This is a genomic window from Saccharothrix isguenensis (genome assembly GCF_052936305.1).
In genome coordinates, this window is sequence record NZ_CP193626.1 from 5926949 (window position 1) to 5952143 (window position 25195).

Genomic DNA, 25195 nt, shown 5'->3' on the forward strand with positions numbered 1-25195 from the left:
CGCCTGTTCGAGGTTTGCAAGATCACTGTCGGGTGACCGCCGGCGCCACGCCCTCCCGGCCGTTCTCCACGTGCCCCGCCAGCCTGCGGTGGAAGGTCCCGGCGGACACCGTGAGGTCGTACCAGCCGTGCCGGAACCCGGTCAGCCACGGCACCAGCCGCCGCTTTCCCGGCCGCACCGCGACCTTGAAGTCCCGCCCGTCACCCACCACGGAGAACGTCACGTCCGACGGCCCGGAGTTCGCCAACGTCACCGACAACACCCGGCTGTGCCCGTGCACCGACGACTCCACCGCCGCGGACTCGCCCCGCGCCCCGGCGAACTCGCGCCGGAACCCGTTCGGCCCGACCACGGCGAACCGGTACTCCCCCTCGAACGGCACCACGAACTCGGCCGAGGACCGCACGTCGAAGTGCACGGCCTCCCCCACCTGCGGGTACAGCACCAGGTGCACGCTCTCGTCCCCCGAGTTCCGCAGCCCCAACCGCACCTCGCCGCCGAGCACCGCACCGGACGCGTCCGGCTGGTAGGGCAGCGGACGGGCCGGCCGCCGGCCGGGGAGCCGGGTGCCCGGACGCCGCCGGCCGAAGTCGAAAGCCGACGTCAGGTCGCCGCACGCGGTCCGCTGCCAGGCGCTGATCCCCGGCGCCGGCACGCCCAGCCACCGCTCCACGAACCTGGCCGCGGACGAGTGGTCGAACACCTGCGAGTCCACGTACCCGCCGACCGTCCACGGCGACACCACGACCACCGGCACGCGGGGCCCCAACCCCAGCGGCCCCCACCCCGGCGACCCGGCCGCGCCCTCGTCGCAGGCGATGAACAACGCGGTCGAGTCCCACACCCCCGGCTCCGACGCCACCGCGTCCACCACCTCGTGCGCCCACGAAGCGGTGGGCGGCGGCACCAGGTACGACACCTGCGGCAACCGCCCGGCCTCGACGTCCGCCCGGAACGACCCGACCTCCTGGTAGACGCGCCACGACTTGCCCGCGTCCCCGAGGTGCTCGGCGTAGGTCGCCCACGGGTACTCGGAGCCGTGGAAGGCGTCGCACACCGTGAAGGTGTCCGCCAGGTCGTCGCAGCGGCCGTTCTCCCGCATCAGGAACACGACGTGCCGGATGGCGGCCAGGCCACCGCGCCGCGGCTCACGGGCCAGCGCCTCGCGCACCCGAAGCGGCGGCGTCGTGCGGCGGGAAACCGGCATGACGTGGTGTCTAACGCGCGCGGGTGAACTCAGGAGGTCCTGCGGACCAAGCCGGTGAAGCCGGCGACGGACAACGCCACGAAGCCGCGCCGGATCCCGGGAACGACCGCGTCGCCGACCCGGGAGCCACGCTGATCGAGTTGATCGGTCAGCGTGGTCCCGGATCGGCGACGTGGATGACGCGGCGCCACCGGAGTCGCGGCCTCGCCGCGGCTCAGGCGTCCGGTGGAACGGTCACGCGCCCGCGGCGGCGCGGAGGGCGTCGGCGCGGTCGGTGCTCTCCCACGGCAGGTCGATGTCGGTGCGGCCGAAGTGGCCGTACGCGGCGGTCGGCGCGTAGATCGGGCGCAGCAGGTCCAGGTCCCGGATGATCGCGGCCGGGCGGAGGTCGAACACCTCGCCGATGGCCTGCTGGATCTTGGTCGGGTCCACCGTCTCGGTGCCGAAGGTCTCCACGAACAGACCCACCGGGGCGGCCTTGCCGATGGCGTAGGCCACCTGGACCTCGATGCGCGTGGCCAGACCGGCGGCCACCGCGTTCTTCGCCACCCAGCGCATGGCGTACGCCGCGGACCGGTCCACCTTCGACGGGTCCTTGCCGGAGAACGCGCCGCCGCCGTGGCGGGCCATGCCGCCGTAGGTGTCGACGATGATCTTGCGGCCGGTCAGGCCCGCGTCGCCCATCGGGCCGCCGATGACGAACCGGCCCGTCGGGTTGACCAGCAGCCGCACGTCGGCGGTGTCCAGGCCGAGCGCGGCGACCTCGGGTGCCACCACGTGCTCGCGGATGTCGACGCCGAGCAGCTTCTCCAGGTCGATGCCGTCCGCGTGCTGCGTGGACACCACGACGGTGTCCAGCCGCACCGGCTGGTCGCCCGCGTACTCGATGGTGACCTGGGTCTTGCCGTCGGGACGCAGGTACGGGACCGTGCCGTCCTTGCGGACCGCCGTCAGCCGGCGGGACAGCCGGTGCGCCAGCGCGATCGGCAGCGGCATCAGCTCGGGGGTGTCCGTGCAGGCGTAGCCGAACATCAGGCCCTGGTCGCCCGCGCCCTGCTTGTCGATCTCGTCCTCGGTGCCCTCGACCCGCTTCTCGAACGCGGTGTCCACGCCCTGCGCGATGTCGGGCGACTGCGAGCCGATGGCCACGTTCACGCCGCACGAGAAGCCGTCGAAACCCTTGGCCGACGAGTCGTAGCCGATCTCGACGATCTTGTCGCGGACGATGGACGGGATGTCCGCGTAGGCCTCGGTGGTGACCTCGCCGGCCACGTGCACCTGGCCGGTGGTGACCATCGTCTCCACCGCGACGCGTGAGCGCGGGTCCTTCGCGAGCAGCGCGTCGAGGATCGAGTCGCTGATGGCGTCGCAGATCTTGTCCGGGTGCCCCTCCGTCACCGACTCACTGGTGAACAGCCTGCTGCTGTGCTCGCTCACGACGCTCCCTAACTGTCCGATCTGCGAATGCCTGAAGAATACTGAGCGCCTGGGCGCGTCCGGTCAAAGTCGGAAGGCAGGTGCCACCGCGTCCCACATGGTGGACGCCAGCCGGGACTTCGAACCGTGCGGGATCGGGGTCTCGCCGCCGTCGGCGGACAGCAGCCAGCCGGCGTTGTCCTCGACCTCGAACGCTCGGCCGTCGCCGACCGCGTTGACCACGAGCCAGTCGCAGCCCTTGCGCTTGAGCTTCGCGCGACCGTACTCCAGGACGCTGGTCGCGCCGTCCCCGGTCTCGGCCGCGAAACCGACGATGACCTGCCCCGACCGCCGTGCGGCGACCAGTTCGGCCAGGATGTCGGGGTTGCGGGTGAGCGCGACCGGTTCGGGGTCCCGCTCGGATTTCTTGATCTTGTGCTCGACCGCGGCCACGGGCCGGAAGTCGGCGACCGCGGCGGCCATCACGACGACGTCGGCCGTCGCGGCCACTTCGTGCATCGCGGCGCGCAGTTCCAGCGCCGAGGCGACCCGCACGACGTCCACCGCGGCGGGCGCCGCCAGGTCGGCGGTGTGCGCGGCGACCAGCGTCACCCGCGCGCCGCGCTGGGCGGCGACCCTGGCCAGCGCGTAGCCCTGCCGGCCGGACGAGCGGTTGCCCAGGAAGCGCACCGGGTCCAGCGGCTCGCGGGTGCCGCCGGCGGACACGACGACGTGCACGCCCTCCAGGTCGCGCGGCAGCGCGTCGGGGCGCGCCAGCAGCAACCGGGCCAGGTCGACGATCTCGCTCGGCTCGGGCAGCCTGCCCTTGCCGGTGTCCTTGCCGGTCAGCCTGCCGCTGGCCGGTTCGGCGACGATCACGCCGCGGGACCGCAGCAGCGCCACGTTCGCCCGCGTCGCCGGGTGCTCCCACATCTCGGTGTGCATCGCCGGCACGAGCAGGACCGGGCAACGCGCGGTCAGCAGCGTGTTGGTGAGCAGGTCGTCGGCCAGGCCGTGGGCCGCCTTGGCGATCAGGTTCGCCGTGGCGGGCGCGACGACCACCAGGTCGGCGGTCTGGCCCAGCTTCACGTGCGGCACGGCGGGGACGTCCTCGAACACGCCGGTCTGCACGGGCTGACCGGACAGCGCCTCGAACGTGGCGGCGCCGACGAACTTCAGCGCGCCGTCCGTGGGCACGACGCGCACGGAGTGGCCGGACTCGGTGAGCCGGCGCAGCACCTCGCACGCTTTGTAAGCGGCGATGCCCCCACCGACCCCGAGGACGACCCTCGGGACGACAGGGGCGTCAACGGCCTCGGTCACTCGCCCTCGGTGTGCTCGAGCAGACCCGCGTGGATCTCCCGGAGCGCGATCGACAGCGGCTTCTCGCGCGGGCCCGGCTCGACCAGCGGGCCGACGTACTCCAGCAGGCCCTCGCCGAGCTGGGCGTAGTAGTCGTTGATCTGCCGCGCCCGCTTGGCCGCGTAGATCACCAGCGCGTACTTCGAGCTGACCTGCTCGAGCAGGTCGTCGATCGGCGGGTTGGTGATGCCCTCCGGGGCACCCGAAAGCGGGCCCAGCTCGGTGTGCGTGGTCACTCGTCAACGCTCCTGCGGTCGGTGTGTCGTGCCCGGTCGGTCGTACCGCCCGGCTTCTCAGCCAACACGGTTGTTCGCCGTGGAGTCGTCCCGTGCCACTCGACGCGCGCGATCACGCGCCGGGCACCGGGCCGACCACCAAGTTTAGCAAGCTCGCGGCGGCGGACTTCACGTCGTCGTTCACCACGACCTCGTCGAACTCCGGTTCGGCCGCCAGTTCCTCCCTGGCGATCTCCAGCCGGCGGGCCACCACGGTCGGGTCTTCCGTGCCGCGGCCGGTCAACCGGTCGACCAGGTCCTCCCATGACGGAGGTGCCAGCATGACGAGCTGTGCGCCCGGCATCGCGAGCCGGACCTGCCGCGCGCCCTGCAGCTCGATCTCCAGCAGGGACGGCGTGCCTGCCGCCAGGGCCCGCTCGACCGGCGCCCTGGGGGTGCCGTAGCAGTTCCCGGCGAACTCGGCGTGCTCCAGGAGCTCGCCGTTGGCGATCATCTTGCGGAACTCGGGGACGTCCACGAAGTGGTAGTGGACCCCGTCGATCTCGCCCGGCCTCGGCTTCCGGGTGGTCACCGAGACGCTGAAGTGGATCTCCGGCCCCATTCGGCGCAGCTCGGCCAGCACGCTGGACTTGCCTACGCCGGACGGGCCGGACAGAACGGTGAGGCGGGGCCGGACGCGGACGTCCGACCCCACCCCGGTGCCATCACTCACTCGCCGCTGAACTCGGTGAGCAGCGCCTTGCGCTGCCGCTCACCCAGACCGCGCAGCCGACGGCTCGGAGCGATCTCAAGGCGCTCCATGATCTGCTGCGCACGCACCTTGCCGACGCCCGGAAGGGCCTCAAGCAGCGCGGACACCTTCATCTTGCCAAGGACCTCGTCGCTCTCGGCGGCCTTCAGCACGTCCGTCAAGGTCGTGCCGCCACGCTTGAGGCGCTCCTTGAGCTCAGCCCGAGTGCGACGAGCGGCAGCAGCCTTCTCCAGCGCTGCGGCCCGCTGCTCCTCGGTAAGCTGGGGAAGGGCCACGATTTCCTCCGTGGTGTGGGAATTTCAATTCTGGATCGGTGCCGCGACCGTACCGAGCGCAATTGCCTGGGTACAACGTGGGTCCCAGTCAGGTGAATCTTTCAGCGCTGGAGTTGGAAGCGGCGGGTGGTAGTAGTACCAACACCCTCCGACTGGTCCAGCACCCGCCACCGGTAACGCCCTGCGCACAGCCTGTGTGGTATGCGCTTGGCGGGTGCTGGACCTGCCGGTGGCCAGGACCGTACCAGGGACCGTTTGCGCAGGTGAGCGGACCGGGCAAAGCGCGTCGGGATTTGATCGCGATCACAGGTCCAGGGACGCCCGGACCGCGTCCACCGCAGACCGCAATGATGCGGTCCCGGGGCCGTGCCCGAGCACGTCCCGGGAGGACGTCGGGAGCACTCCGCGCAGGTCCGACCCGAACAGCGCACGCAGGTCCGCGACCGTTGCGCCCTGCGCCCCGAAACCCGGCGCGAGGACGGGTCCGCGCAGGTCAGAGAGGTCGACGCCGAGGTCGCCCAGGGTCGCGCCGACGACCAGGCCGACGTCGCCGAACGGCTCCGCGCCGACGTTCGCACGGGCCGCCGCGTCCACGATCGACTGCGCCACCGAACGCCCGTCGGAGCCCACCGCGCGCTGCACGGAGGCGCCTTCGGGATTCGAAGTCAGGGCGAGCACGAATAGTCCGCGACCGCTCGCCGCGGCGGCTTCCAGCGCCGGGTCGAGCGATCCGAACCCGAGGTACGGCGACACGGTGACCGCGTCGCCGGCGAGCGGCGAGCCCTCGGTGAGGTAGGCCGCCGCGTACGCGGCCATGGTCGAGCCGATGTCGCCGCGCTTGGCGTCGACCAGGACGAGCGTGCCGCTGTCCCGGAGGTCGGCGACGACGCGTTCGAGCACCGCGACGCCCCGCGAGCCGTGCGCCTCGAAGAACGCCGCCTGCGGCTTGACCACCGCGACCCGGCCGCCGAACGCCTCCACGCAGGTCAGCGCGAACCGCTCCAGCCCCGCGGCGTCCTGGGAGAGCCCCCAGGACGCCAGCAGGCCCGGGTGCGGGTCGATGCCCACGCAGAGCGGTCCGTGCTCGGAGATCGCCTTGGAGAGGCGCGCGCCGAACCTCACGCGTCACCCCGCAGCGCGGCCTGGAGCGCCTGGAGGGGCCGCACGCCGATGTCGCCGCGGATGGCGGCCTCGATGCCGTGCACGGCCGCCGCCGCGCCCTGGATCGTGGTGACGCACGGGATGTCCTTGGCCACGGCCGCCGTGCGGATCTCGTAGCCGTCGATGCGCGGCCCGTTGTTGCCGTAGGGCGTGTTGATGATCATATCGACGGTGCCCGCGAGGATGGCGTCGACGATGTTGTCGGCGCCCTCGAAGTGCTTGCGGACGATCGTGCAGGGGATGCCGTTGCGGCGCAGCACCTCGGCCGTGCCGGCGGTGGCCAGCACCTCGAAGCCCAGGTCGGCGAGCCGCTTGACCGGGAAGATCATGGCGCGCTTGTCCCGGTTGGCCACCGACACGAACACCCGGCCCGACGTGGGCAGGGAGCCGTAGGAGGCGGTCTGAGACTTGGCGTAGGCCATGCCGAACGACACGTCGATGCCCATGACCTCGCCGGTCGACTTCATCTCCGGGCCGAGCAGCGAGTCGACGCCCTTGCCCTCCGGCGTGCGGAACCGGTGGAACGGGAGGACGGCCTCCTTGACCGCGACCGGAGCGTGCGCGGGCAGCTTGGCGCCGTCGCCGGTCTTGGGCAGCATCCCTTCCGCGCGCAGCTGGGCGACGGTCGCGCCGAGCATGATCCGGGCGGCGGCCTTGGCCAGCGGCACCGCCGTGGCCTTGGAGACGAACGGCACCGTGCGGGAGGCGCGCGGGTTGGCCTCCAGGACGTAGAGCACGTCGTCCTTCAGCGCGTACTGCACGTTGAGCAGGCCGCGCACGCCGATGCCGTCGGCGATGGCCAGCGTGGACCGCCGGACCGCCTCGACGTCCGACTCGCCCAGGGTGATGGGCGGCAGCGCGCACGCCGAGTCGCCGGAGTGCACGCCGGCCTCCTCGATGTGCTCCATCACACCGCCGATGAACACGTCCGTGCCGTCGTAGAGGGCGTCGACGTCGATCTCGATGGCGTCGTCGAGGAACCGGTCGACCAGCACCGGGTGCTCCGGGCTGACGTCGGTCGCGCGCTGGATGTAGCCGCGCAGGGACTCCTCGTCGTAGACGATCTCCATGCCGCGCCCGCCGAGCACGTACGACGGCCGCACCAGGACCGGGTAGCCGATCTCGTCCGCGATGGCCTTGGCGTGCGGGAACGACGTCGCCATGCCGTACTTCGGCGCGGGCAGCCCGGCGTCGGTGAGCAGCTGGCCGAACGCGCCGCGGTCCTCGGCGAGGTGGATGGCGTGCGGCGGGGTGCCGACGACCGGCACGCCCGCGTCCGCGAGCCGCCGCGCCAGGCCCAGCGGGGTCTGGCCGCCGAGCTGCACGATCACGCCGACGACCGTGCCGGAGCGCTGCTCGGAGTGGAACACCTCCAGCACGTCCTCGAACGTCAGCGGCTCGAAGTAGAGCCGGTCGGACGTGTCGTAGTCGGTGGAGACCGTCTCCGGGTTGCAGTTGACCATCACGGTCTCGTACCCGGCCGCGCGCAGCGCCATGGCCGCGTGCACGCACGAGTAGTCGAACTCGATGCCCTGGCCGATCCGGTTCGGCCCGGAGCCGAGGATCAGCACCTTCGGCTTGTCCCGCTGCTCGGTCACCTCGGTCTCGGCGTCGGGGTCCAGCTCGTAGGCCGAGTAGTGGTACGGGGTCTTGGCGGCGAACTCGGCGGCGCACGTGTCGACCGTCTTGAACACCGGCCGGATGCCCAGCCGGTGGCGCAGGGTGCGGACGCCGTCCTCGCCGGCCAGCTCGGAGCGCAGCGCGGCCACCTGCCGGTCGGACAGCCCGGCCCGCTTCGCCTTGCGCAGGAGGCGTTCGTCCAGCACCGGCGCGTCCTCGATCTCGCGCCGCAGCTCGACCAGCCAGGCCATCTGCTCGATGAACCACGGGTCGATGCGGGAGGCCTCGTGCACCTGCTCGATGCTCGCGCCCATCCTCAGCGCGCGGTCCACCGTGTACAGGCGGCCGTCGTGGCCCTTGCGCAGGGCGTCCAGAGTGGACTCCAGCGTCTCGTCCGGGTCCGGTGTGGTCCAGAAGCCGGCGGCCTTCGTCTCCATGGAGCGCAACGCCTTGCCGAGCGCCTCCACGAAGCTGCGGCCGATCGACATGGCCTCGCCGACGGACTTCATGGTCGTGGTGAGGGTGCTGTCCGCGCCGGGGAACTTCTCGAACGCGAACCTCGGCACCTTCACCACGACGTAGTCGAGGGCCGGTTCGAAACTGGCCGGCGTTTCACCGGTGATGTCGTTGCGGATCTCGTCGAGCGTGTAGCCGATGGCGAGTTTCGCGGCGATCTTGGCGATCGGGAAACCGGTCGCCTTCGACGCGAGCGCGGAGGAGCGGGAGACCCGCGGGTTCATCTCGATGACGACCATGCGGCCGTTCCCGGGGTGGATGGCGAACTGGATGTTGCAGCCGCCGGTGTCCACCCCGACCTCGCGGATGACCGCGATGCCGACGTCGCGCATGTGCTGGTACTCGCGGTCGGTGAGGGTCATCGCCGGGGCCACGGTCACCGAGTCGCCGGTGTGCACGCCCATCGGGTCGATGTTCTCGATGGAGCAGACGACGACCACGTTGTCGTTGCGGTCGCGCATGAGCTCCAGCTCGTACTCCTTCCAGCCGAGCACGCTCTCCTCGATCAGCACCTCGGTGACCGGGGACTCCGCGAGGCCGGACGCGGCCAGCCGCTCCAGCTCCTCGGGGGTGTGCGCCATGCCCGAGCCGAGGCCGCCCATGGTGAACGACGGCCGGATGACGACCGGGAGCCCCAGGTCGGCCACGGTCGCGCGGACGTCCTCCATGGTCTTGCAGACCGCGCTGCGCGGCACGTCGGCGCCGATCCTGCGGACCAGGTCCTTGAAGATCTGCCGGTCCTCGCCGCGCTGGATGGCGTCGATGTCCGCGCCGATCAGCTCGACGTCGTACTTCTGCAGCACACCGCGCTCGTGCAGCGCGATGGCCGTGTTCAACGCGGTCTGGCCGCCCAGCGTGGCCAGGACGGCGTCCGGCCGCTCGGCCGCGATGACCTTCTCGACGAACTCCGCGGTGATGGGCTCGACGTAGGTGGCGTCGGCGAACTCGGGGTCCGTCATGATCGTCGCCGGGTTGGAGTTGACCAGGGAGACCCGCAGGCCCTCCTCGCGCAGCACCCGGCACGCCTGGGTGCCGGAGTAGTCGAACTCGCAGGCCTGACCGATGACGATCGGGCCGGAGCCGATGACCAGAACGTGCTTGAGATCTGTCCTCTTCGGCATCAGCGACCCTCGCCCATCATCGTCACGAACTCGTCGAACAGCGGTGCGGCGTCGTGCGGACCGGCCGCCGCTTCCGGGTGGTACTGCACGCTGAACGCGGGCGCCTCCAGGGCTCGGACGCCCTCGACCGTGCCGTCGTTCGGGCAGTAGTGGCTCAGCAGCACGCGGCCGAAGTCGGAGGTGAACTCCTCGCCCGGCTCGCCCTCCAGCGCGAAGCCGTGGTTCTGCGACGTGATCGCCACCTTGCCGGTGGACACGTCGATGACCGGGATGTTGATGCCCCGGTGGCCGTAGCGCATCTTGTACGTCTCGCGCCCCAGCGCGCGGCCCAGGATCTGGTTGCCGAAGCAGATGCCGAACAGCGGGATGCGCCGGTCCAGCACGCCCCGGGTCAGCTCGACCGCGTGCGCCTGGGTGGCCGGGTCGCCGGGGCCGTTGGACAGGAACACGCCGTCCGGCTTGAGCGCCACCAGGTCGTCCACGGTGGAGGTCAGCGGCAGGACGTGCACCTCGATGCCGCGGGCGGCCATCATCCGCGGGGTGTTGGACTTGATGCCCAGGTCCAGCGCGGCGACGGTGAACCGGCGCTCGCCGACGGCCTCGACCACGTACGGCTCGGCCGTGGTCACGTCGCCGGCCAGGTCGGCGCCCTTCATCGCGGGCGCGCTGCGGACCCGTGCCAGCATCTCCTCGGCGCTGCCCAGGTCGTCACCGGAGAACACGCCCGCGCGCATCGCGCCCTGCTCGCGCAGGTGGCGGGTGAGCATCCGGGTGTCGATGCCGGCGATGCCGACGATCCCCTGGTTCACCAGCTCCTCGTCCAGCCCGCGCCTGGACCGCCAGTTGGACGGCACCCGCGAGGGGTCGCGGACGACGTACCCGGCGACCCAGATGCGGCCGGACTCGTCGTCCTCGTCGTTCCAGCCGGTGTTGCCGATCTGCGGTGCGGTCTGCACCACGATCTGGCGGTGGTAGGACGGGTCGGTCAGGGTCTCCTGGTAGCCGGTCATGCCGGTGGAGAACACCACTTCGCCGAGGCTCGCGCCGATGGCGCCGTAGGCCTCGCCGCGGAACACGCGGCCGTCTTCCAGGACCAGTGCCGCGTCGGTCTTGCCCAGGTCGATCATGCGGAGTCTCCCAGCGCTTGCACCCACTGCTCGTACACGTCCTTGTCGTCGCCCCGGAACCCGGTGTCGAGCACCTTGTCCCCGAGCTGCCAGCGCACGACCAGCAGGCCGTCCGCCGTCATCACCTTGCCCGCGAGGCCGCGTGCCGTGCGGGCGCCCGTGACCTGCTCCACCGGGATCCACAGCGCGCTCGCGCCCGTTCGCTCGACCAGCACGCCGTTCTCGGTGAGCCTGAGCGTGGCCTCGGCGCGGTGGCCGATGTCGCCGACCGCGACCCGGTCCTGCCAGTCGTCGCCGAGGGTGGTGCCGACGTAGACGCCGGTCGTCTCCAGCATCGTCGCACCGGTGTCGGCGGGCGGCCGGGGGAACTCCGGGAGCACCTCGGCCTGCCGGCGGGCACGGCGCTGCCAGCCGCGCCACATGCCGTACAGGCACAGCAGGAAGATGGCCAGCAGGCCCAGGGACAGCAACAGCCGGATCATGCCGGGATCCTTCCGCCGACAGCCGTCACGCGCCCGCGCAGCAGCGTCGCCACCACCGCGCCCGGCAGCTCCATGCCCTCGAACGGCGTGTTGGCCGCGATGCTGGCGAACGCCGCGCCGCGCACGGTCCACGTGGCGTCCGGGTCGACCAGCGTCAGGTTGGCCGGCTCGCCGACCTCGATCGGACGGCCGTGGTCGGGCAGTCCCGCGATCTCGGCGGGCCGCTCGCTCATCACCCGCGCCACGCCGCGCCAGTCCAGCAGGCCGGTCTTGACCATGGTCTCGACCACGATCGACAGCGCGGTCTGCAGCCCGAGCATGCCCGGACGGGCGGCGGACCACTCGCAGTCCTTGTCCTGCACGGCGTGCGGGGCGTGGTCGGTGGCGACGCAGTCGATGACGCCCTCCGCCAACGCCTCCCGCAGCACCTTCACGTCGGCCGCCGTGCGCAGCGGCGGGTTGACCTTGTTCACCGGGTCGTAGGTGCCCAGCCGGTCGTCGGTCAGCAGCAGGTGGTGCGGCGTGACCTCCGCGGACACCTCCGTGCCGCGGGCCTTCGCCCACCGCAGGACGTCCGCCGTGCCGGTGGTGGAGACGTGGCAGACGTGCAGCCTGGCGCCCGCGTGCAGAGCCAGCAGGCAGTCCCGCGCCACGATCGACTCCTCGGCGGCGGCCGGCCAGCCCTGCAGGCCCAGCCGGGACGCCTGCTCGCCTTCGTGCGCCTGCGCGCCGACGGTCAGCCGGGGCTCCTCCGCGTGCTGCGCGACGACGACGTCCAGCGCCTTGCTGTACTCCAGCGCCCGCCGCATGATCAGCGGGTCGTGCACGCAGTGGCCGTCGTCGGAGAACACCCGCACGCCCGCCTTGGCCATCGTGCCCAGCTCGGCGAGCTTCACGCCCTCCAGGCCCACGGTGACCGCGCCGACCGGGTGCACGTCGACCAGGCCGACTTCACGGCCCCGGCGTGCGACGTGCTGGACGATGACCTCGTTGTCCGCGACCGGGTTCGTGTTGGCCATGGCGAAGACGGCCGTGTAGCCGCCCAGCGCGGCGGCGGCCGAGCCGGTGGCGATGGTCTCGGTGTCCTCGCGGCCCGGCTCGCGCAGGTGGGTGTGCAGGTCCACGAAGCCGGGAAGCAGTACCGCGCCGTTCCCCTCGACCACTTCCGCGTCTTCTGCTTCGACGGACCCCACCTCGGCGATCACGCCGTCGCGGATCAGCACGTCGACCGGGTCACCCTCGCCGTACGGTCGTACTCCCTTGAGGATCAAAGGGCTCTTGGGCTTGCTGGTGTTCATCGGTTCGGTCGCGAGCTCCCTCACGCGGTTTCCTCCTCGTGGGCAAGCAGGTGGTAGAGAACGGCCATGCGCACGTGCACGCCGTTGCGCACCTGGTCGGTGATGGCGGCGCGGGGCGAGTCGGCGACCGCCGAGGCGATCTCCATCCCGCGCAGCATCGGACCGGGGTGCAGCACGACCGCGTGCTCGGGCAGCAGCTTCAGCCGGTTCTCGCTGAGGCCGTAGGCGATGGAGTACTCGCGGGCCGACGGGAAGAACCCGCCGTGCATCCGCTCGGCCTGCACTCGGAGCAGCATGACCGCGTCCAGGCTGGGCAGTTCGGCGTCCAGCTCGTGCGAGACCGTGACGGGCCAGCTCTCCACGCCCGTGGGCAGCAGGGTCGGCGGCGCGACCAGCGTCACGTCCGCGCCCAAGGCGGTGAGCAGGTGCACGTTCGACCGGGCGACCCGGCTGTGCAGCACGTCGCCGACGATCGCGATCCGGCGGTCCCGCAGGTCGCCGAGGCGTTCCCGCAGGGTGGCCGCGTCCAGCAGGGCCTGGGTGGGGTGCTCGTGCATCCCGTCACCCGCGTTGACGACCGACGTGCCGGCCTCCTTCAGCCAGCCCGCCAGCCGGTGCGCCGCGCCGGACGCCGGGTGCCGCACGATGACGCAGTCCGCGCCCGCCGCGGCCAGGGTCAGCGCGGTGTCCCGCAGCGACTCGCCCTTGCTGACGCTGGAGCCGGAGGACGAGACGTTCACCACGTCCGCGCTCATCCACTTGCCCGCGATCTCGAAGCTCACGCGGGTGCGGGTGGAGTTCTCGAAGAACATCGTGATGACCGTGCGACCGCGCAACGTCGGGAGTTTGCGCACTTCACGGCCTTCGAGGGCCTGCTTGAGGCTCGCCGCGGTGTCCAGGATGGCGGTCGCCTGGGTCGGGTCGATGCCCTCGGTGGTGAGCAGGTGCTTCACCGCAGCACCACCCCGTCCCGCTGGTCGAACTCCTCCAGCAGCACGTGGACCTCCTCGGTGCGGGCCGTGGGCACGTTCTTGCCCACGTAGTCCGCGCGGATCGGCAGTTCGCGGTGGCCCCGGTCGACCAGGACGGCCAGCTGGACGGCCCGCGGGCGGCCGTGGTCGCGCAGGGCGTCGAGCGCGGCGCGGATCGTGCGGCCGGAGAACAGCACGTCGTCCACCAGGACCACGAGCTTGTCGTCGACGCCGCCCTCGGGGAGCTTGGTCGCCTCCAGCGGGCGGGTGGGGCCGCGGCGCAGGTCGTCCCGGTAGAGGGTGACGTCCAGCGTGCCGGTCGGCACCTCGACACCGGAGAACTCGGCGATCCTGACGGCCAGCCGGCGGGCCAGCGGCGCTCCCCGGCTCGGAATCCCCATCAGGACTACTGCGGGTGCGCTCGGTGCATCAAGAGCGGTCTTCTCGATGATCTGATGGGCCATTCGGGCGACGGTGCGCGCGACGTCGCCGGCCGACAAGAGCTCTCGCTCCCGGGCCGGGTCCGTCGCGCCACGTTGACGTGGCGCCACGGTTGGACCTCCTTCCCCGCCTCGCTGGACGGGTCCTTAAAGGACGTCGGACACCCGGCTGCGACCGGGCTGACCAGGACCGTATCAGGCGCGGAGGGTCAATCTTCCGGGTGGTGTGCGTGGTCTCGCCCACCTGGGCCGGCGAGATCAGCTTGACCTGGTGACCACGGAGAGCAATCATTACTCTGCGTATTGATCTAAGCCTCCCCGCGGCAGTCCCCTACCGGCTGACGGGGCGAATGAACGGAGAACCGCCACATGGGCGACTACGCCAAGGCGCTGGGGGCCAAGCTCCGCGCGATCCGCCAGCAGCAGGGCCTGTCTTTGCACGGCGTCGAGCAGAAGTCCGGCGGTCGATGGAAGGCCGTGGTCGTCGGCTCGTACGAGCGCGGCGACCGCGCCGTCACCGTGCAGAAGCTCGCCGAACTGGCCGACTTCTACGGCGTCCCGGTGGCCGAGCTGCTGCCCGAGGGCCGGGTGCCGTCCGGAGCGGAACCCGCCACCAAGATCGTCATCAACCTGGAGCGGCTGCAACAGCTGCCCGCGGAGAAGGTCGGGCCCCTCGCCCGGTACGCGGCGACCATCCAGAGCCAGCGCGGCGACTACAACGGCAAGGTGCTGTCCATCCGGACCGAGGACCTGCGGTCGCTCGCCATCATCTACGACATGACCCCCGGCGAGCTGACCGAACAGCTCATCGACTGGGGCGTGCTGCCCCCCGAGGCCCGTCCGGCCAAGGAGGACTGAACACGCGGAAGGGCCACCCGCCGGTTCGGACGGGTGGCCCCTTCGCCGTGCTCCGAGCTGCGCGTTGTGGTGCTTTCAGTGCATCTCGGCGCTTGCCGGCCTTCGGGCTAGAGGACGGCCCGGAGCTGGTCCGCGATGACCGCGATCCGGCCGAGCACACCGTTGACGAACCGCGGCGAGTCGTCCGTGGACAGGCCCTTGGCCAGCTCCACCGCCTCGTCGATGGCGACCGCGTCGGGCACGTCGGCCGCCCACAGCAGCTCGTACAGCCCGATCCGCAGCACCGCCCGGTCCACCGCCGGCATCCGCTGGAGGGTCCAGCCCTCGGCGTGCTCGGAGATGAGGTCGTCGATGCGCGAGCGGTGCGCCGTGACGCCTTCCACGAGGGTGATCGTGTAGTCGTTCACCGGCGGCACGTCCGTCGAACCGACCCGGTCCGCGAGCAGCGTCACCGGGTCGACGCCCCGCAGGTCCGCTTCGTAGAGGACGTCGAGCGCGCGTTTCCGGGCCTTGCTCCGTGCGCCCATCTCAGCCGTTCACTCGGCCCAGGTAACGGCCGTCGCGGGTGTCGACCTTGATCTTCTCGCCGGTGGTGACGAACAGCGGGACCTGGATCTCCGCGCCCGTCTCCAGCGTGGCGGGCTTGGTGCCGCCGGTGGAGCGGTCGCCCTGGAGGCCCGGGTCGGTGTGCTGGATCACGAGCTCGACCGAGGTCGGGAGCTCGATGAACAGCGCGACGCCCTCGTGCATGGCGACGATCGCTTCCTGGTTCTCCAGCATGTAGTTCGCCGCGTCGCCGACCGTCTCGGCCGGGATGCTGATCTGGTCGAACGTGTCGCCGTCCATGAAGACGAAGTCGGCGCCGTCCTTGTACAGGTAGGTCATGCCGCGCTTGTCGACGGTGGCCGTCTCGACCTTGGTGCCCGCGTTGAAGGTCCGGTCCACGACCTTGCCGGACAGGACGTGCTTCAACGTGGTGCGCACGAAGGCGCCGCCCTTGCCCGGCTTGACGTGCTGGAACGCGGTGACGGTCCACAGCTGGCCGTCGAGGTTCAGCACCAGGCCGTTCTTCAGGTCGTTGGTGGTGGCCACGGTGGTGGGCTCTCCTGTTGCGTGAGTGAGGGGGACATCGGCTCGGCCGACGGATCCGACTTCAGACGATCCGACTAACAGAGCTCCACGAGCTCTTTCATGGTCAGGGTGAGGAGCTCCGGGGCGCCTTCGCGCACCACGAGCGTGTCCTCGATGCGGACACCACCCCTCCCGGCCAGGTACACACCGGGCTCGACGGTGACCGCCATACCGGGCAGAAGTGTACCGTCACCCGCCCTGGAGAGAGTGGGAGCCTCGTGGATCTCCAGCCCGACGCCGTGGCCGAGGCCGTGCAGGAACTGCTCGCCGAACCCGGCCGCCTCGATCACGCCGCGCGCCGCCGCGTCCACGTCCCGGATGCGGGCTCCCGGCTCCAGCGCCGCCCGCCCGGCCGCCTGCGACGCCGCGACCAGTCGGTACAGGTCGCGCTGCCAGTCCGCGGCCCGGCCGACGACCAGGGTGCGGGTCATGTCCGAGTGGTAGCCGTCGACCAGCGCGCCGAAGTCCAGCTTCACGAAGTCGCCGTCCTTGACCACGGCGTCGGTCGGCCGGTGGTGCGGGACGGCCGAGTTGGCTCCCGTCGCCACGATCGACTCGAACGAAGGACCTGCCGCGCCGTGGTCGAGCATGCGGCTCTCCAGCTCGCGGGCGATGTCCTTCTCGGTGCGGCCCGCGCGCAGGCCGCCGTGCTCGACGAGGTCCGCCAGCGCCCGGTCGGCCGCCGCGCACGCCATCCGCAGCGCCTCCACCTCGGCGTCGTCCTTGACCACCCGCAGCTGCTCGACCAGGTCGGACGCGCGGACCAGCTCGACCCCGTCGCCCGCCTCGCCCAGCGCGTCCAGGCCGTCCACGGTGACGTGGTTGCTCTCGAACCCGACCCGGCCCAGGCCCGCCTTCGCCGCCCGGCCGACCAGCGCCGCGTCGCACGGCCGGTCGATGACCCGCTCCAGGTCCGGCACCTGCGCCGCGGCCTGGGTGAGGTAGCGGCCGTCGGTGCAGAACACCGCGCCGTCGTCCGGGTCGGCGTGCACCAGCAGCGCCGCGTTCGACCCGGTGAACCCGGTGAGGTAGCGGACGTTCAGCAGGTTCGTCACCAGCAGGGCGTCCAGCTCCCGGTCCCGGAGCGTGGCGCGCAGGGCGGCGCGTCGAGTGGAGTGCGGCATACAGGCAGCCTAAGGCTCGGCGACCCACCCCACACCGCCACTCGATCGGGTGAACCGTGCCGAATCGTGCGACGGCTGTCGTGACTCGCCGTGCCGCCGTGGGTGACTCCTCGTCGGCACTATGTGCGGTCGTCCGTCACCCCTAGGGTGGAACGCATGCGCGCGTGGCTGGTCCGGGGTTTCTGGATGGGGTTGTTCCACGGCGGGGTGCAGACCGGCACCTCGGCGGTGAGCGCGCACAGCCCCGAGGCCGCTTCCTCGATCAGGTACATCGCGATCGCGCTGGTCGTCGTCATCGGCCTGCTGTGGGGCGCGGTGGACGCGTGGCGGCAGCTCGAAGGGCGCGGCATGGTGTGGTTCACCGCCGCCCTGGTGGCCGGGCCGCTGGCCGGGATCGCGGGCGTGGTCGGCCGGTCGCTGGTGGACCAGACCGGCCTGGAAGCGCTCTGGCCCGCGCTGACCGGCGGGGCGGCGTTCACCGCGCTGGTGGTCATGGGAACGGCGGCGATCGGGATCGGCATCGGCAACGCCCTGCCCCAGCCGGACGCGTCGCGGCAGCCCGACGGGTCTCGCTAGCTCGCTCCGGGCTCTCAGCGGCGCAGGTCGCCGGCCTTCTCGTGCGCGTCCCACGCGGCTTTCGTCACCAGGGTCGGCTCGGAGGAGTTCAGTGCGGCGACCTCGTCCGCGGCCTGCCCCGCGCCGAGGACCCACAGCTCGTCCTGGTTTTCGCCGAGCAGCACCCCGATCTGGCCGTCGGACGACCGCAGCGCCTTGGCGCCCGCCGGGATCCGGGCGACGACCGGCAGCAGGTCCACCACCGGGGGACGCCGGTCCAGCACCTTGGCGGCCAGCCGGTCGGTCACCGAGCGGCGCTCGATCCGGACGACCTTGCCGCCCAGCACGAGGTCCATGGTGTTCTGCGGTGACGGCACGGCGTACCCGTGCAGGACCGCCGCCGACGGCTCGGTCGTGCAGCCCGGCACGCCCACCAGGTCGAGGCCGAACTGCTGGAGGTCGGTGGGCGCGGCGGCCGGTCCGTCCACGGTCGCGCGGACCACGTCCACGGCGATCCGGCCGCACGGGTCCTCGGCGGACACCGGCGCGTGCCCGAGGGCGGTGCGGACCAGGCCGGGTCCTTCCCGCCACGGGCCGGGGATGTGCACCTTGGGGTGCGGGTTGGCGGTGAACTCCTTGTTCCAGAACGTCAGGGTGGTACCCGCCTCGGTCTCGTGCGCGATGGCGAACGCCCGCAGCACGTCGATGTACATCCAGTCGGCGCTGAACGCGTCGACCACCGAGCGGGTGCGCTTGGACCGGGTGTCGGGCACGGGCTGGAAGCCGTTGGGGCCCAACGCCTGCACGCCGGAGGCGAACGTCGCGTCCTTGGAGCGCAGCACGAACTGGCCCGCGCCGTTCCACCCGGCGGCCTCACCGGTGGTGTCGGTGAACATCAGGTAGAACCAGTCCTCCACGACCAGCACCGACGGCTGGCCGGCGCCGTAAGTGTTGTCCCTGGTCTTGTCGTAGGACGGGCTCACGATCGGGTCGCCGCCCGCTGCCCGGGTCCAGTTCAGGCCGTCCGGGCTGGTGGCGACGCCGATGGCGTTGCCGTGCGCGTGGTCGCCCGCCGCGCCGGTGTAGTAGAGGAAGTACGTGCCGCCGACCTTGATCACCGAAGGGTCGCAGGTGTGCACGCCGTCGAAGCCCGTGACGCTACCGGACAGCACCGGCATGGCCGGGGTGCCGTTGGGCGCGACGAACGGGCCGGCCGCCGAGCCGCTCTCCGAGTAGAGCAGGTCGTCGCCGGCGGGCGCGGCGGCGCCGAGCTGGCTGCACCACCACATCCGGTGCCGGCCGCCCTCCAGCACGATCGTCGGGCCGTAGTTGTAGGGCGAGTCCCCGCCGCCGTGGGCCACCACGGCGGCGCTCCACCGGCCGCGGTCGGTGGCCAGGGGCACCGGCTCGGGGTTGGGCGTGCTGCTCGGCGTGCCGCCCGGCGGGCCGCTGCTCGGCGTGGACGGGCTCGACGTGGGGCTTCCGCTCCGGTCGGCTCCCCTCGCCGGGTCGGCGGCACCCGGCGCGCAGGCCGTCAGCAAGGCGACGACCAGCGCGGATCCGAGGAACCTCGCCGCTCCCCCATCGGGACTGGCCATGGCGGGGCAGATCTCCACTTCTCCGGACGGATGGACCTCGGGCGAAGGACGCGCGGCACTACGGCGCGGCACCCGGTGTCACTACAGTGTAGAGATCGACTCAACCGCTCGGGCGTCAGCCGGACGAGGCAACCAGCTCCACTTCGAAGCCGTCCGTGTTCTCCAGGTACCCGGCGTAGTGCTCCGGACCACCCGCATGGGGGTACTTGTCCGCGAACAACGGCGACCACCCGTGGCTGGTCGCCGCGTCGACCAGCCGGTCCACCCCCGTCCGGTCCGCGACGTGGAACGCCAGGTGGTTGAGGCCGGTGGCGAGGCGGTGGTGGGTGTCCAGCGCGGGCGACTGCTCGACCACCAGGTAGGTGGGGCCGAGCCGCCGGCTCACGCCCGCTGGCCAACGCTGGTACTCGGCCCAGCCCAGTTCGCCGAGCAGCCAGCCGATGCTCCGCTCGGCGCGAGCCAGGTCGGGCACCCACAGCTCGACGTGGTGCAGGTGCCCGGCCGGGGTCACAGCAGGATGCTCCCGCCCGACTTCTGCTCGGCCGCCACGGCGGAGTAGGCCGCGGCGATCAGCGCCGGGTCCGGGCCTTCCAGCCGACCGGGCTTGGCCAGGCCGTCGAGCACCACGAACCGCAGCACGCCGGACCTGGTCTTCTTGTCGGCGCGCATGCCTTCCATCAGCTGGCCGAGCGCGTCCGGGTCATAGCCGGTCGGCAGGCCGAGCGACGTGAGGATCGACCGGTGGCGGTCGGCGGTGGCGTCGTCGAGCCGGCCCGCGAGGCGCGCCAGTTCGGCGGCGAACACCAGGCCGACGCTGACCGCCGCCCCGTGCCTCCACCGGTAGCGCTCGCGGCGCTCGATGGCGTGCGCCAGGGTGTGGCCGTAGTTCAGGATCTCGCGCAGGTCCGACTCGCGCAGGTCCGTCGACACCACGTCGGCCTTGACCTGGATCTTGCGCCGGACCAGCTCCCCGATCACGTCGCCGGTCGGGTCGAGCGCGGCCTCCGGGGAGGCCTCGATCAGGTCGAGGATCACCGGGTCGGCGATGAAACCACCCTTGACCACCTCGGCCATGCCCGCGACGAGTTCGTTGCGCGGCAACGTCTCCAGCGTGACGAGGTCGACCAGCACGGCTTGCGGCTCGTAGAACGTGCCGACCAGGTTCTTGCCCGCGTCGGTGTTGATGCCGGTCTTGCCGCCGACCGCGGCGTCCACCATGGCCAGCAGGGTGGTCGGCACGTGGACCAGCTTCACGCCGCGCATCCAGGTGGAGGCGACGAACCCGGCCAGGTCGGTCACCGCGCCGCCGCCCAGGCCGACCACCGCGTCGGACCGGCCCAGGCCGATGCGGCCGAACACGTCCCAGCAGTACCCGGCGACCCGCAGGTCCTTGCCGTCCTCGGCGTCGGGCACCTCCACTCGGTGCGCGTCGATCCCCGCCTCGGCCAGCGCCTCGCGGACCGCTTCGGCGGTCTCCGTCAGGGTCGGCGTGTGGACGATCGCCGCCTTGGCCGTGCCCTTCAGGGTCTCCACCAGTTCGCCGAGCAGGCCGCGGCCCACCACCACGTCGTACGGTCGTTCCGCGGCCACGCGGATCCGCACCGGCTCGCCCATCACCACTCCCCTCGTCGGGTCACCATTCGACCACGTTCGCTTCGAGCGCCTGGGCGCCCCACACCCCGGCCAGCACGTCGGCCTGGTACTCGACCGCCACGCGCGCGGAGCCCTTCACCTTCGACCAGCCCGTGACCTGGAACGTCACCGCGCGGCCCTTGAACTCGTACCGCCACGTGCCGGCCACCCGGCCGTGCAGGACGAGGGCGCCGGGGCTGCCGACCGGTCGCCACACCCGCCGGGCCACGTCCGGGTCCGCGACCAGGTGGCGCGGGCCGAGCAGGTACGGGTCACGCGGGAACAGCAGCAGGCCGGCGGGCGGGTCCGGCGCGTCGCGCACGTCTTCGTGCGCCAGCAGCCGCTTGCCGTCGACCCGGATCGGGCGCAGTTCCGGCCAGGTCTCCTGGGGTCCGGCGCCCAGCCACTTCTCCGCGTCGGCCTTGGCGAACGGGCCGACGAGCCGTGCGTAGTCGCGCAGCAGGGTCGGTTCGCCGGGTGCTCCGGGCTCCGGTCTCGCGGGCGGGCGGCGGAACGCGAGCTTCGCGCCCAGGTGCTCCAGCTCGATGCCGGCGAGCAGCGTGCACAGGCGGAACACGTTCTCGATGACGTGGTGGGACTCGCAGCCAGGGCAGTAGGGGGTGACGACCTCCGGCAGGCGCGGGGTGATCGCGGCCGACAGCTCGCCCTTCGTGGCGGTGTCACCGGGGAACTCGCGGCGCATCGCGTCCACGACCAGGTCGACGTGGTCGAGGTCCGGCACCGGGAACGCGCCGCACCACGCGGCCAGCTGCTTCGGCGTGCGAGGTCGGAGCTGCCCTCGCAACGCGGGCAGGTCCCCGCGGCGGTGCAGGTGGGGTGCGCCGCGCAGGCTCAGCACGCGGGCCAGGTCTTCGGTGCCCGCGCGGCGGCCACGGACGGCCAGCGCCGCCGCGCCCGTCTTGCTCGGGCTGTCCACGACGCCCAGCGCGAGCACCGCGTCGGCGTCGTCCCCGTGCAGGCCCTGCACGGCGGCGCGGTGGGCGAGGACCTGCGCTCCGGTCAGTTCCACGGACCCATTTTCACCGGTCGGGTCGGTCAGGCTTGGTGGGCGAGCACGGCGTCGACCACCTGCTCCGGCGTGAGGTCGTCGGTGACGACCTCGATGGTGGCAACCTCCCGGTACAGCGGCAGGCGGGCGTCCAGCAGGGACTTGAAGGTGGCGCGCGGGTTCACCCCGGCCAGCAGCGGGCGTGCGGTGGACATGCCGGTGCGCTTCACGCCCTCGGCCATGCCGACGTTGAGGAACACCACGGTGTGGCCGGCGAGGCGGGTCCGGGTGGTCGCGGACAGGACCGCGCCGCCGCCGAGCGCCAGCACGCCGTCGTGGTTCTTCAGCCCTTCGGCGACGGCTTCCTCCTCCAGCGCGCGGAACGCCGCCTCGCCGTCGCCGGTGAAGATGTCGGAGATCGGCTTGCCCGCGGTGGCCACCACGTCCTCGTCGGTGTCGCGGAAGCCGACGCCGAGGTGTTCGGCGAGCATCCGGCCGACCGTCGTCTTGCCCGCGCCGGGCGGCCCCAGGACGACGAACCGGGGGCTCACAGGCCCTCCCAGCGGGCTTCCAGCGCTGCCAGGTAGGAGGCGACGTTGCGCTTGGTCTCGGTGATCGAGTCGCCGCCGAACTTCTCCAGCGCCGTCTCGGCCAGCACCAGCGCCACCACGGACTCCAGCACCACGCCCGCGCGCGGCACCGCGCACACGTCCGAGCGCTGGTGGATCGCGACCGCCGGCTCTCCGGTTCGGACGTCCACAGTGGCCAGCGCACGGGGCACGGTCGAGATGGGCTTCATCGCCACCCGGACGCGCAGCGGCTCCCCGTTGGTGATGCCGCCCTCCAGTCCGCCGGCCCGGTTGGACCGCCGGGTGACGCCCTTCGGCCCGACGCCCCGGTCGATCTCGTCGTGCGCCTCGCTGCCCCAGCGCTCGGCGGTGGTGAAGCCGTCGCCGATCTCCACGCCCTTCATCGCCTGCACGCCCATCAGCGCGCCGGCCAGCCGGGCGTCGAGGCGGCGGTCCCAGTGCACGTGCGAGCCGAGGCCCGGCGGCAGGCCGTACGCGATCACCTCGATCACGCCGCCGACCGTGTCGCCCGCCTCCTTCACCGCCTCGACCTCCGCGACCATCGCCTCGGTGCCGCGCGGGTCGAAGGCGCGGACCGGGCTGGCGTCGACGGCGGCCAGGTCGCCGGGACCGGGCACGGGGGCGTCGGCGGGCGTCTTGGCCTTGCCGATGGAGACGACGTGGCTGATCACGTCCACGTCGAAGACCTGCTTCAGGAAGTGCCGGGCGACCGTGCCGAGCGCGGTGCGGGAGGCAGTCTCGCGGGCGCTGGCGCGTTCCAGCACCGGGCGGGCCTCGTCGAAGCCGAACTTCTGCATGCCGGGCAGGTCGGCGTGGCCGGGCCGGGGCCTGGTCAGCGCCTCGTTGCGGCCGGTGGGCTTGAGCAGGCTCGGGTCGACCGGGTCGGCCGACATCACCGTCTGCCACTTGGGCCACTCGGTGTTCCCGATCCGGACCGCGACGGGCCCGCCCTGGGTGAGCCCGTGGCGGACACCGCCCAGGATCTCGACCTCGTCGGCCTCGAAGCCCATCCGGGGGCTGCGGCCGAAGCCGAGCCGGCGGCGCTCCAGTTGAGCGGTCAGGTCGGCAGTGGTGACCTCGACCCCGGCGACCATGCCTTCCAGCACGGCGACGAGGGCCGGTCCATGGGACTCCCCAGCGGTGATCCAGCGCAGCACGGGCCCGATCCTTTCACAGTGTGGATCCGAGCCGAGAGAGCCCAGGTGGGAGAGCACGGGACCGTCCCGCCAGGTGGACGGCCGCCGCTCGGCGGGAGCCGTCGTTCACCCCGCTGTCACGGCCACCAGCCACGTCGCCGCCAGCAGGCCCGGTCCGTGCGGAACGGTGTTGGACGGCCACCAGGCGCTCAGGACGACGGTGATCACGCTCGCCAGCAGCGCGCCCGCCGGTAACGCGAGCCAGGACACGGACGCCAGCACCGCGCCCAGTGGTCCGGCCAGCTTCACGTCTCCCCCGCCCATCGCCGATGGCGCGAGGACGCGGACGAGCAAGTGGAAGCCGCCGAACACCAGGCAGCCCGCCAGCGCACGCCACAGATCCGCACCGCACAGCCACAGCGTGAGGCCGACCACCGGGTACGCGGGCAGCGTCAGGGCGTCCGGCAGCCGGCTGTGACGGAGGTCGGTCACCGTCAGCAGCACGCCCAGCCACCCCAACAGCAGCGGCACCGGGAGCCAGTGCGGAGGGGAGAGCGAGCGGGCCGCGAGCCAGAGCACCGCTGTCGGAACCGCGCACCACAGCCAGCACACGGTGGCGCCGCGAGGAAGTCGGCGGAGCAATCCGGCGCCCAGCGCACCGGCGAGGAAACCCGAGAGGACCATGCACCCAGCGTCGTGGCGCGGACACCCCTGGTGCAACGAGAAATGCGGATGAATGGTCCATTCATCCGCATTCGCCCGTCACCGCCGAAGATCGACCCCTCAGCAGATCAACCCCGCCGGATCACCGTTGCCAGGAGAACAGCGCGTCACCCGCCACGACCGGACCACCGGCCTGGTCCAGCAGCACCTCCGGCGCCGCGTCCAAGGCGATCACCGGGCAGATCGGCGCGAACCCCGCCGCCTCCACCTCCGCCGGGTCCCACGTCACCACGACCTGCCCCGCGCGCACCACCTCGCCCTTGACCACGTGCAGCGTGAAGCCCTCGCCCTTGCGCTTCACCGTGTCGATCCCCAGGTGCACCAACACCGCCGCGCCGTCCCCGGTCGCCACCACGAACGCGTGCGGGTGCAGCGTCACCACCGTCCCGTCCACCGGGGACACCACGTCGGCGCTCACCCGGTCCGGCTCGACCGCCACCCCCGGACCGACCATGGCCTGGGCGAACACCGGGTCCGGCACCTCGGTCAGCGGCACCACCCGGCCGCTGACCGGACTGGCCACCCGCAACGTCACAGGAGGTCCTCGATGTCGCTGGCGATGGTGTCGGCCTCCGGGCCCACCACCACCTGCACGACGTTGCCCTGACGCATCACACCGTGCGCGCCCAAGCCCTTCAAAGCCTTCTCGTCCACCAGGGATCCGTCCTCCAGCTCACAGCGCAGGCGCGTGATGCACGGCTCGATCTCCACGATGTTGTCCGCACCGCCGAGCGCGGCGAGGATGCGCTCCGCCTTGTCGTCCGCCACTTGAAGTCCCTTCTCGACACCTGGCCTGAGGGTGCCACCGCTCGGGCACGGTCCCGTAACGGCGGTTGACACCCGGTTGGCGCGCGGA

The 25195-nt window shown here is 72.0% G+C and carries 27 protein-coding genes; 2 read left to right on the forward strand and 25 right to left on the reverse strand.

What is annotated here, in order from left to right; all coding sequences use genetic code 11:
* Positions 1–22: 22 nt before the first annotated feature.
* The 13 genes from ACRAKI_RS26150 to pyrR form a co-directional block, all read right to left on the reverse strand.
* The gene (locus tag ACRAKI_RS26150; RefSeq protein WP_447003159.1) at positions 23–1207 is read right to left on the reverse strand and encodes a phospholipase domain-containing protein; all 1185 of its coding nucleotides are present in this window, start codon (positions 1205–1207) and stop codon (positions 23–25) included.
* A gap of 234 nt (positions 1208–1441) precedes the next feature.
* Positions 1442–2644 carry a methionine adenosyltransferase gene (gene metK, locus ACRAKI_RS26155; RefSeq protein WP_447003160.1) on the reverse strand — a complete coding sequence of 401 codons (1203 nt, stop codon included), beginning with the start codon at positions 2642–2644 and terminating at the stop codon, positions 1442–1444.
* Positions 2645–2707: 63 nt separating this feature from the next.
* Positions 2708–3946, reverse strand: a complete 1239-nt coding sequence (coaBC, locus tag ACRAKI_RS26160; protein ID WP_447003161.1) for a bifunctional phosphopantothenoylcysteine decarboxylase/phosphopantothenate--cysteine ligase CoaBC — start codon at positions 3944–3946, stop codon at positions 2708–2710.
* Positions 3943–4221 carry a DNA-directed RNA polymerase subunit omega gene (gene rpoZ / locus ACRAKI_RS26165; protein ID WP_051772708.1) on the reverse strand — a complete coding sequence of 93 codons (279 nt, stop codon included), beginning with the start codon at positions 4219–4221 and terminating at the stop codon, positions 3943–3945. Before rpoZ ends, coaBC begins: the two co-directional genes overlap by 4 nt.
* A 112-nt stretch (positions 4222–4333) precedes the next feature.
* The gene (gmk, locus tag ACRAKI_RS26170) at positions 4334–4933 is read right to left on the reverse strand and encodes a guanylate kinase (protein ID WP_447003162.1); all 600 of its coding nucleotides are present in this window, start codon (positions 4931–4933) and stop codon (positions 4334–4336) included.
* Entirely contained in the window at positions 4930–5247 is a 318-nt protein-coding gene (mihF, locus tag ACRAKI_RS26175; RefSeq protein ID WP_033440723.1) for an integration host factor, actinobacterial type, read from the reverse strand. Before mihF ends, gmk begins: the two co-directional genes overlap by 4 nt.
* 303 nt (positions 5248–5550) lie before the next feature.
* Complete coding sequence (pyrF, locus tag ACRAKI_RS26180; protein ID WP_447003163.1) at positions 5551–6369, reverse strand: orotidine-5'-phosphate decarboxylase; 819 nt, start codon at positions 6367–6369, stop codon at positions 5551–5553.
* Positions 6366–9665, reverse strand: a complete 3300-nt coding sequence (gene carB, locus ACRAKI_RS26185; RefSeq protein ID WP_447003164.1) for a carbamoyl-phosphate synthase large subunit — start codon at positions 9663–9665, stop codon at positions 6366–6368. The genes pyrF and carB overlap by 4 nt, the downstream gene beginning before the upstream one ends.
* The gene (gene carA, locus ACRAKI_RS26190) at positions 9665–10792 is read right to left on the reverse strand and encodes a glutamine-hydrolyzing carbamoyl-phosphate synthase small subunit (protein ID WP_447003165.1); all 1128 of its coding nucleotides are present in this window, start codon (positions 10790–10792) and stop codon (positions 9665–9667) included. The genes carB and carA overlap by 1 nt, the downstream gene beginning before the upstream one ends.
* A complete protein-coding gene (locus ACRAKI_RS26195; protein ID WP_447003166.1) occupies positions 10789–11274 on the reverse strand; it encodes a PH-like domain-containing protein in 486 nt (161 codons plus the stop codon). Before ACRAKI_RS26195 ends, carA begins: the two co-directional genes overlap by 4 nt.
* Positions 11271–12572, reverse strand: a complete 1302-nt coding sequence (locus tag ACRAKI_RS26200) for a dihydroorotase (protein ID WP_447008516.1) — start codon at positions 12570–12572, stop codon at positions 11271–11273. The genes ACRAKI_RS26195 and ACRAKI_RS26200 overlap by 4 nt, the downstream gene beginning before the upstream one ends.
* Before the next feature lie 20 nt (positions 12573–12592).
* Positions 12593–13525, reverse strand: coding sequence for an aspartate carbamoyltransferase catalytic subunit (locus ACRAKI_RS26205; RefSeq protein ID WP_447003167.1), 933 nt, complete (start codon positions 13523–13525; stop codon positions 12593–12595).
* Positions 13522–14094 (reverse strand): bifunctional pyr operon transcriptional regulator/uracil phosphoribosyltransferase PyrR, encoded by a 573-nt coding sequence (gene pyrR / locus ACRAKI_RS26210; protein WP_447003168.1) that lies wholly within the window; start codon positions 14092–14094, stop codon positions 13522–13524. Before pyrR ends, ACRAKI_RS26205 begins: the two co-directional genes overlap by 4 nt.
* Before the next feature lie 258 nt (positions 14095–14352).
* Between pyrR and bldD the strand changes: the two genes are divergently transcribed.
* Positions 14353–14841, forward strand: coding sequence for a transcriptional regulator BldD (bldD, locus tag ACRAKI_RS26215; protein WP_015103676.1), 489 nt, complete (start codon positions 14353–14355; stop codon positions 14839–14841).
* 107 nt (positions 14842–14948) lie between these two features.
* Here bldD and nusB read toward each other — a convergent pair whose 3' ends face one another.
* The 3 genes from nusB to ACRAKI_RS26230 form a co-directional block, all read right to left on the reverse strand.
* Positions 14949–15368 carry a transcription antitermination factor NusB gene (gene nusB / locus ACRAKI_RS26220; RefSeq protein ID WP_447003169.1) on the reverse strand — a complete coding sequence of 140 codons (420 nt, stop codon included), beginning with the start codon at positions 15366–15368 and terminating at the stop codon, positions 14949–14951.
* Between the two features lies 1 nt (position 15369).
* A complete protein-coding gene (efp, locus tag ACRAKI_RS26225; RefSeq protein WP_447003170.1) occupies positions 15370–15933 on the reverse strand; it encodes an elongation factor P in 564 nt (187 codons plus the stop codon).
* Positions 15934–16007: 74 nt separating this feature from the next.
* Positions 16008–17096, reverse strand: a complete 1089-nt coding sequence (locus ACRAKI_RS26230) for a M24 family metallopeptidase (protein WP_447003171.1) — start codon at positions 17094–17096, stop codon at positions 16008–16010.
* 156 nt (positions 17097–17252) lie between these two features.
* Between ACRAKI_RS26230 and ACRAKI_RS26235 the strand changes: the two genes are divergently transcribed.
* Positions 17253–17672, forward strand: a complete 420-nt coding sequence (locus ACRAKI_RS26235) for a B-4DMT family transporter (RefSeq protein WP_447003172.1) — start codon at positions 17253–17255, stop codon at positions 17670–17672.
* Between the two features lie 14 nt (positions 17673–17686).
* Here the strand turns inward: ACRAKI_RS26235 and ACRAKI_RS26240 are convergent, their stop codons facing one another.
* The 9 genes from ACRAKI_RS26240 to ACRAKI_RS26280 all read right to left on the reverse strand — a co-directional run bounded on the left by ACRAKI_RS26240 (position 17687) and on the right by ACRAKI_RS26280 (position 25107).
* The gene (locus ACRAKI_RS26240) at positions 17687–19249 is read right to left on the reverse strand and encodes a beta-xylosidase (RefSeq protein ID WP_447003173.1); all 1563 of its coding nucleotides are present in this window, start codon (positions 19247–19249) and stop codon (positions 17687–17689) included.
* Between the two features lie 115 nt (positions 19250–19364).
* Complete coding sequence (locus ACRAKI_RS26245) at positions 19365–19760, reverse strand: VOC family protein (RefSeq protein ID WP_447003174.1); 396 nt, start codon at positions 19758–19760, stop codon at positions 19365–19367.
* Positions 19757–20863, reverse strand: a complete 1107-nt coding sequence (gene aroB, locus ACRAKI_RS26250; RefSeq protein ID WP_447003175.1) for a 3-dehydroquinate synthase — start codon at positions 20861–20863, stop codon at positions 19757–19759. The genes ACRAKI_RS26245 and aroB overlap by 4 nt, the downstream gene beginning before the upstream one ends.
* 19 nt (positions 20864–20882) lie before the next feature.
* Positions 20883–21911: a DNA glycosylase AlkZ-like family protein gene (locus tag ACRAKI_RS26255; RefSeq protein WP_447003176.1), complete on the reverse strand. Its 1029-nt coding sequence runs from the start codon at positions 21909–21911 to the stop codon at positions 20883–20885.
* Between the two features lie 26 nt (positions 21912–21937).
* Positions 21938–22441, reverse strand: coding sequence for a shikimate kinase (locus tag ACRAKI_RS26260; RefSeq protein WP_447003177.1), 504 nt, complete (start codon positions 22439–22441; stop codon positions 21938–21940).
* Positions 22438–23637, reverse strand: coding sequence for a chorismate synthase (gene aroC, locus ACRAKI_RS26265; protein ID WP_447003178.1), 1200 nt, complete (start codon positions 23635–23637; stop codon positions 22438–22440). The genes ACRAKI_RS26260 and aroC overlap by 4 nt, the downstream gene beginning before the upstream one ends.
* Positions 23638–23742: 105 nt before the next feature.
* Positions 23743–24300 (reverse strand): prepilin peptidase, encoded by a 558-nt coding sequence (locus ACRAKI_RS26270; RefSeq protein ID WP_447003179.1) that lies wholly within the window; start codon positions 24298–24300, stop codon positions 23743–23745.
* A gap of 121 nt (positions 24301–24421) precedes the next feature.
* Positions 24422–24874, reverse strand: coding sequence for a PTS sugar transporter subunit IIA (locus ACRAKI_RS26275; RefSeq protein WP_447003180.1), 453 nt, complete (start codon positions 24872–24874; stop codon positions 24422–24424).
* Positions 24871–25107 (reverse strand): glucose PTS transporter subunit EIIB, encoded by a 237-nt coding sequence (locus ACRAKI_RS26280; protein ID WP_447003181.1) that lies wholly within the window; start codon positions 25105–25107, stop codon positions 24871–24873. The genes ACRAKI_RS26275 and ACRAKI_RS26280 overlap by 4 nt, the downstream gene beginning before the upstream one ends.
* Positions 25108–25195: the final 88 nt, after the last annotated feature.

What these genes read in the sequence shown, in the direction of transcription:
- ACRAKI_RS26150 (WP_447003159.1), bottom strand. Translation starts at nt 1,207, where the DNA reads ATGCCGGTTTCCCGCCGCACGACGCCGCCGCTTCGGGTGCGCGAGGCG.
- carB (WP_447003164.1), bottom strand. Translation starts at nt 9,665, where the DNA reads ATGCCGAAGAGGACAGATCTCAAGCACGTTCTGGTCATCGGCTCCGGC.
- carA (WP_447003165.1), bottom strand. Translation starts at nt 10,792, where the DNA reads ATGATCGACCTGGGCAAGACCGACGCGGCACTGGTCCTGGAAGACGGC.
- ACRAKI_RS26195 (WP_447003166.1), bottom strand. Translation starts at nt 11,274, where the DNA reads ATGATCCGGCTGTTGCTGTCCCTGGGCCTGCTGGCCATCTTCCTGCTG.
- ACRAKI_RS26200 (WP_447008516.1), bottom strand. Translation starts at nt 12,572, where the DNA reads ATGAACACCAGCAAGCCCAAGAGCCCTTTGATCCTCAAGGGAGTACGA.
- bldD (WP_015103676.1), top strand. Translation starts at nt 14,353, where the DNA reads ATGGGCGACTACGCCAAGGCGCTGGGGGCCAAGCTCCGCGCGATCCGC.
- nusB (WP_447003169.1), bottom strand. Translation starts at nt 15,368, where the DNA reads ATGGGCGCACGGAGCAAGGCCCGGAAACGCGCGCTCGACGTCCTCTAC.
- ACRAKI_RS26230 (WP_447003171.1), bottom strand. Translation starts at nt 17,096, where the DNA reads ATGCCGCACTCCACTCGACGCGCCGCCCTGCGCGCCACGCTCCGGGAC.
- ACRAKI_RS26235 (WP_447003172.1), top strand. Translation starts at nt 17,253, where the DNA reads ATGCGCGCGTGGCTGGTCCGGGGTTTCTGGATGGGGTTGTTCCACGGC.
- ACRAKI_RS26240 (WP_447003173.1), bottom strand. Translation starts at nt 19,249, where the DNA reads ATGGCCAGTCCCGATGGGGGAGCGGCGAGGTTCCTCGGATCCGCGCTG.
- aroB (WP_447003175.1), bottom strand. Translation starts at nt 20,863, where the DNA reads ATGGGCGAGCCGGTGCGGATCCGCGTGGCCGCGGAACGACCGTACGAC.
- ACRAKI_RS26270 (WP_447003179.1), bottom strand. Translation starts at nt 24,300, where the DNA reads ATGGTCCTCTCGGGTTTCCTCGCCGGTGCGCTGGGCGCCGGATTGCTC.